Source organism: Microbacterium sp. NPDC080220 (genome assembly GCF_040686395.1).
GTDB lineage: Bacteria > Actinomycetota > Actinomycetes > Actinomycetales > Microbacteriaceae > Microbacterium > Microbacterium gawkjiense.
The window spans coordinates 1-5,925 of the sequence record NZ_JBFBOP010000020.1 but is presented as its reverse complement, the minus strand read 5'-3'; the positions used below and the strand labels follow the sequence as shown (position 1 = coordinate 5,925).

The following is a 5,925-nucleotide window of genomic DNA, read 5'->3' as shown; positions in this document are numbered from 1 at the left end:
GCGCGACCAGCGGGAGCCCGTTGCCGTCGACGAGCTGGTGGATCTTCGTCGACAGGCCGCCTCGGGAGCGGCCGACCGCGTGATCAGGCGGCTCGACGCCCGGATTCGTGTAATTCGATCCAGCCCCCTGTGAGGCGCTTCGTGTTCGTCGCGTGCTGATGCGCGCGGGCGATCGTGGAGTCCACCGACAGCGACCACTCCACCAGCCCCGCCTCGTCCGCGGCGGCGGTGAGTGTGGCGAGCACCTTGTCCCAGGTGCCTTCCGTGGCCATGCGGTGATGCCAGGTCCATACCGTCTGCCACGGCCCGAACACCTCCGGCAGATCCCGCCACGCGATCCCGCACCGATACCGGTAGACGATGCCCTCGACCATCAACCGCGCGTCCGCGAAGGGCCGTCCCCTGCGCCCGGTCGGGCGCGGCAGCATCTCCTCGAGCAACGACCACTGAGCATCCGAGAGCACCTGAAACCGCGTCACGACCTCAGACTCTCAGCGCGCCGCCGAACTATTTGTCAGACACGCCCTAGGTCGCGACGGATCGTGTGGAGCTTAGGGATCGACCGTCATCGTCGCCCTCAACGGACTCCGGCTACTCCGTCGCTCGGCGTGGAACTGATCGACTCCCCACACCGACCCGCCGTGCCGAAACCCCGCACTGTGGAGTTTGCCGCTCTTTGGCGGTGTTCTGTGATCGCTTCGTGTCGCTAGTTGCCGATGACGAGAATGCTCGCGGCGGCTTCAATGACGTCGTCGGTAATGGTGTCGAGCTGGTTGATCTTCAGCACGCGATTGATCTGGGGGAAGAGCCGTTCGAGCAGGCGGAAGTTGCCGCGGGTGATGCGTTCGATGGCGGCGATGGCTTGAGCGTCGGTGAAGTCGTCAGGGTCGAGAGTCCTGCCGAGTCGCTTCCAGTGGCGGTCGAGAACGAAGAGGAGCTCTTCCCGGCCAAGGGCGCGGTAGTGGTGTGAGAAGCCGAGGCGGCTGTAGAGCTGGGGGTAGTGACGGAAGCGTTCGTCGATACCGGGCATGCCGATCAGGATCATCGCGAGATGCGTGCGGTCGTGACGGTCGCGGAGAAGCTCCAAGGCGGTCGGGGTGAGCCGTTCGGCTTCGTCGATGATGAGGAGCTCGACCAGGCGGGTGACGTCGTTCTGCCTGACCACTTCACCGTCGGGCATGAGGGAGCGGAGGTGCTCGTCGGCGCAGAGTCCGACTTTGATCTGCCAGTGGTCGATGTCGTGCATGAGGTCCTTGGGCCGGCAGAGGACTTCGGGTGTGTAGAAGACGGTGCGGGATCGGTTCGCCAGGGCATAGTGCTTTGCGTCGTGATCGCCTCTCGGTCCCCACGCGTTGATGTAGGGCTCGAGGGCGTCCCAGTTCGCGTAGCGGCGGGCGGAGTTGGTTTTCCCGACGCCGGCGGCGCCGTGGCAGATCCCGATGGTTTTCTCCTTTCGGACGGCGTTGGCGAACTCGGTGAAGCGTCGGTGTTCTTTGGTGACGATGAATGCCTGGTTCATCACTCGTCCTCTTCGTAGGTGCGAAGCCGTGGCCGCCGCTTGATCGGTTCGGGGGTGCGAGGTTCCTGGCGGGTGGCAACGGTCGGAATGCGATCGTGGATTGCACGACGCAGCTGCTTGCGGCGGGCGCGGCGGGCGGTTTCGATGTCGCGGAGGCTGAGGCGGAGGTTGGGGTGGGCCTCGTCGATGGCGGTGCAGATGAACGTGTCGCGGTCGTAGACGCGGATCTCGGAGATGTCCCGGGGGTCGTACCGGATCGTGATGGTGTGACCGACGAACGGCGCCAGGGTTGGGGCGAGGTAGCGCTGGCCTTGGAAGTGGATGCCGTCGCGTTGCACGACCCGGTTCTTCGGAACAGTAAGGAGCAGCCCGTCGAGCTCTTGAAGGCTCTCGGGCATCCGCGGAAGCCAGCCGTCCGCGACCCACGCATCCCGGGGTGAGATCCCCAGCTCGCTGTGGGGCCGGTCGTTGTAGGTGCCGATGAAGTCGCCGATGGCACGGTCGAGGCCTGCGAGGTCGAGCATAGGCATTGGTGTTCGGCTGCCGGGTCCGAGGTGGCCGGGGAGCGTGGCTAGGAGTTCGGTGTTGATGGTTCCGAAGAACCGTTCGATCTTCCCGCGGCCTTGGGGTCGCCCGACGGCGGAGTGGACGATCCTGATGTGCAGGGCGAGTGCGGTCTGCTCGAGGTGATGGCTGATGAAGTCGGAGCCGTGGTCGACGTGGAGGATTTCGGGGATGCCGCACATTGCCCACGCCGGGTCGGTCTTCCGCCAGATCGCCTGTCGGAGAGCGAGGGCGGTGTTGATGGCTGAGGGTGCGCCGGTGAAGACCATGTATCCGCAGATGGCGCGGGAGTAGTCGTCCATGACCGTGGTGAGCCAGGGCCGGTCGGGTTTCCCGTCCGCGCCGACGATGAGGATGTCGAGCTCGGTGTGGTCGGACTGCCACGTCTGGTTGGGGTGTTCCGCCCGGCGCCGAAAGACGAGCTCGTGCTTGTCCCGGTACGAGACCGGTCCCTCAAGTGCCAGCGTGACAAGGGCCGGATCGAGTGCCTGGACGATCTGGCGGACGGTCGCGTAACTCGGCACCGGCAGTTCGTGAGCTTCCGCCTCCGCGGAGGCGAGCCGGTGCAAGGTGGCGATGCTTGGGCGTGGCCGGGTCAGCGCCAATCGTTCGATGAACGCGACAGTCTCCGCTGATGTTCGGCGGCCCCCCTTGTCGTTGCGGTCATGAGGTTAGAGGGCTGCGATGCCGCCTGCGCGGTAGAGCTGGTGCCAGCGTTGGAGGGTGCGGGCGGAGATCCCGGTCTCCCGGGCGAGGACGGCGAGCGGGATCTGGTCTTCGACATGAAGCCGAAGAACACGCCACCGTTCGGCCGCGTCCATGAGTCACTTACACGGTGGTGCTCTCGCGGGCCGCGAAGGCCTGCTGGTGGCGGTAGAGGGTGGCTCGGCTCCAGCCGACGAGTTTCGCGGCATCTGCCGCGGTCCGGCCCTTGGCCCTGGCCTCGGTGACGAGCTTGAGTTTGTCAGCGACGACGACAGGATCCGACAAGGGCCGGCCGAACTTCGTGCCGCCTTGCCGAGCAGCAGTGATCCCGGCATTCACCCGTTCCGTGATCAGCTCGCGCTCGTACTCAGCCAAAGTGGCAAGCATGTTCAGCATCAGCCGGCCCGAGGTCGTCGACGGGTCGATGCCATCAGAGATGCTCTGCACCTGGACGTTTCGCTCCCGAAGGAGCTTCACGGTGTTGAGAACATCGATCAGGGACCGTCCGAGGCGGTCGACTCGCCAGACGACGACCGTGTCGCCGGGCTTGGCGTAGTCGAGGAGTTTCTTCATTCCGGGCCGGGAGATCGCGGTTCGGCTACCTGAGGTGACGTCGGCGAAGATGTCGCGCTCCTGCACGCCGGATTTGACCAAGGCGTCGACCTGCAACTTCGCGTCTTGGCTTCTCGTACTGACCCGCGTGTACCCGAGATGCCTCACCCGACCATTGTGCCTCAATAACTGCTAGAAGCGGCGAAGGAAAGACAGTTTGCGGTAAGACATGTTTCCAAGACAAATGGCGTCCCGGAAATCCGCCACTTCCCTCGGCTGCTCGGAAGGGGTTTCGCGTGCCTCGGAAAACTTTACCTTTCTGGGGCGCTGGTTACGAGTCTTAGTCGACCCGAGGATCGACACGCAAGCTTCAATAGCTCCTCAACTGGGACCCGTCTGCGGTAAGACAATGAAGGCTCGAGCCCTCCCGGGGGCTCGAGCCTTCATTGTTTATCAGCCTGGAGGTCAGGCGACCTCGAGCTCTTCTTCGCGCTCCTCGGCGAAGTCGATGCTCACGGGGGCCGGCGACTCTTCGATGACCGGGGCCGATGCGGCGACTCCGGCGACCTGGGTGAGGGAGGCGCCGTTGGTGGCGGCGGGCCAGCCGATGGCTTCATCGGCACCGCGGAGGTTGCGGAGCCACCAGGCCCAGTCCTCGGGCACCAGGCTGAAGGGGTCGGCGTAGCCCAGCACGCGGGCCGCGTAGACCGGCCAGTGCGCGTTCGCCAGGGCCGGGCGGCCGAGGTAGACGAGGTCTAGCAGGTTCTCTTCGATGACGCGGTTGGCGATCTCGGGCTGCCCGAGGTTCCAGCTGGTGGCGACTGGAATGCCCACCTCCTCTTTGACGCGCGTGGCGTTCTTGACCATGCCGCCGAGCACGCCGATCGGGATGTCGCCGCTCATGTTGTCGGTGTTGAATCCGATACTCAGGTCGGCCAGGTCGAGGCCGTGGTCTTTCATCCAGCCGATCGCGGTCACGGACTCGTCCACGGTGACGCCGTCAGGGTGCAGGTCGTCGATGCCGAGGCGCATGGTGAGGGGGATGCGGTCGGGCAGCACCGCGCGCACGGCGTCGAGCGCTTCGAGGTGGAAGCGGGTGCGGTTCTCGAGGCTGCCGCCGTACTGGTCGGTGCGCTGGTTGGCGAGGGGGGAGAAGAACTCGCTGCCGAGGTAGCCGTGGGCGAAGTGCATCTCGATCCACTCGTAGCCGGCTTCGACCGCCCGCGCTGCCGTGTCTGCATAGTCCTGCATCAGCTGCGCGATCTCCTCGACGGTGAGTGCGCGGGGCACGTAGGGCATGTCCCCGCCGTAGGCGATCGCGGAGGGCGCGCGGGTCTCCCAGCCGGCTTCGTGCTCCGGGGGAAGCATGTGCCCGCCTTCCCAGGGGGTGACGAGGCTGCCTTTGCGGCCGGTGTGGCCGAGTTGGATGGCGGCTACGCCGCCCATCGATTTGATCATGTCGACGGTGCGCTTGTGGCCCTCGATCTGATCGTCGTTGTAGAGACCGGCGCAGTGGGTGGTGGTGCGCCCGTCAGGGGTGATGGCGATCTGTTCGGGGAACACGAGACCGAAGCCGCCGGCCGCGCGGGCCCCGAGGTACATCAGGTGGAAGTCGTCGAGCTTCCCATCGGTGGAGCGGTACATGGTCATCGGCGACATCGCGATGCGGTTCCGCAGCGTGACGCCTTTCAGCGTGTAGGGGGTGAAGAGATTCGGCATCGGGTTCCTTTCGAGAGCGGGTGAGTGTGAGGAGAGGATGGGGCGGAGCGTGGGTGGGTCGTGGTCACAGTCGACCATCGGCAACCACCGGCGTCGGTTTCGTGGCGATTGCCGCCCGGTAACGTTCTGCTCACGAGGCCACGAGGCGCGTGTGAGGTCTCTGCCTGGCAGCGGTTTCGGCGGCGGACTCGGCGTAGCGATCGAGCACGATCGAGACGATCTCGGGTGGCGCCGCGGCATCCTGCACCAGCAGCGGGTCGGTGGCCAGGTCGGCATTCATCGCGTGGGCGAGGTCGTTGAAGTACCCCGGGGCGAGCAGATAGGTGCTGACGACCACCCTGCGGCCCGGGTTCAGTCGCCGCGCTTCGGCGATGGCGGCGGGCAGTGCGGGTGCGGAGGCGCTGATGAATCCGACTGTCACCGGCCGATGCAGCACCACTCCGAGGCGGCGGGCCATCTCGAAGCAGTCGTCGACGGCGCGCGAATCACTCGATCCGGCGCAGCCGAGCACGACGGCATCGTCAGAGCGGAGGCCCGCCTGCCCGAGGCGGCGGGCGAGCACGCGCACGAGACGGTCGTCGGGCCCCAGAGCACGGGCGACGGTCACGATGCGGTCGTCGACGGATGCTTCGTTCACCAGGTCGACGTGAACGTGGAAACCCGCACTCAGCAGCAGGGGCACCATCACGGCGGCCCGGCCCGCGGGCAGGGACGAGAGCACAGCGGCAACGTCGGGCTGCTGCACGTCGACATGCCCGGGCAGTGCGGTGACCGGTATCCGTTGCTTTGTCGGCTCGGGGCCGGCAGGAGGCCCTCGCGTTCGTAGAAGCGAAGGGTTTGAGTGCTGACGCCCGTGGCCGCGGCGA

The 5,925-nt window shown here is 66.1% G+C and carries 6 protein-coding genes and 2 pseudogenes; all 8 read right to left on the bottom strand.

Annotated features, from left to right (window positions below; translation table 11 throughout):
• Window positions 1-479 (bottom strand): annotated as a pseudogene (locus AB0P29_RS16085) (IS5 family transposase); the annotation flags it as partial.
• A 227-nt stretch (window positions 480-706) separates the two neighbouring features.
• Window positions 707-1,519 carry an AAA family ATPase gene (locus AB0P29_RS16080; RefSeq protein ID WP_100812215.1) on the bottom strand — a complete coding sequence of 271 codons (813 nt, stop codon included), beginning with the start codon at window positions 1,517-1,519 and terminating at the stop codon, window positions 707-709.
• Window positions 1,519-2,607, bottom strand: a complete 1,089-nt coding sequence (locus AB0P29_RS16075; protein ID WP_363381221.1) for a Mu transposase C-terminal domain-containing protein — start codon at window positions 2,605-2,607, stop codon at window positions 1,519-1,521. The genes AB0P29_RS16080 and AB0P29_RS16075 overlap by 1 nt, the downstream gene beginning before the upstream one ends.
• 147 nt (window positions 2,608-2,754) lie before the next feature.
• On the bottom strand, window positions 2,755-2,904 hold the full coding sequence (locus AB0P29_RS16070) for a helix-turn-helix domain-containing protein (RefSeq protein ID WP_363381219.1): 150 nt from the start codon (window positions 2,902-2,904) through the stop codon (window positions 2,755-2,757).
• Window positions 2,905-2,911: 7 nt separating this feature from the next.
• Window positions 2,912-3,508, bottom strand: coding sequence for a recombinase family protein (locus tag AB0P29_RS16065; protein WP_100812217.1), 597 nt, complete (start codon window positions 3,506-3,508; stop codon window positions 2,912-2,914).
• A 297-nt stretch (window positions 3,509-3,805) separates the two neighbouring features.
• The gene (locus AB0P29_RS16060; RefSeq protein WP_116416102.1) at window positions 3,806-5,059 is read right to left on the bottom strand and encodes an NADH:flavin oxidoreductase/NADH oxidase; all 1,254 of its coding nucleotides are present in this window, start codon (window positions 5,057-5,059) and stop codon (window positions 3,806-3,808) included.
• Window positions 5,060-5,189: 130 nt separating this feature from the next.
• Window positions 5,190-5,804 carry a CbiX/SirB N-terminal domain-containing protein gene (locus tag AB0P29_RS16055; RefSeq protein WP_363381216.1) on the bottom strand — a complete coding sequence of 205 codons (615 nt, stop codon included), beginning with the start codon at window positions 5,802-5,804 and terminating at the stop codon, window positions 5,190-5,192.
• 26 nt (window positions 5,805-5,830) lie between these two features.
• Window positions 5,831-5,925: pseudogene (locus tag AB0P29_RS16050) on the bottom strand (MerR family DNA-binding transcriptional regulator); the annotation flags it as partial.

What these genes read in the sequence shown, in the direction of transcription:
- AB0P29_RS16080 (WP_100812215.1), bottom strand. Translation starts at nt 1,519, where the DNA reads ATGAACCAGGCATTCATCGTCACCAAAGAACACCGACGCTTCACCGAG.
- AB0P29_RS16070 (WP_363381219.1), bottom strand. Translation starts at nt 2,904, where the DNA reads ATGGACGCGGCCGAACGGTGGCGTGTTCTTCGGCTTCATGTCGAAGAC.
- AB0P29_RS16060 (WP_116416102.1), bottom strand. Translation starts at nt 5,059, where the DNA reads ATGCCGAATCTCTTCACCCCCTACACGCTGAAAGGCGTCACGCTGCGG.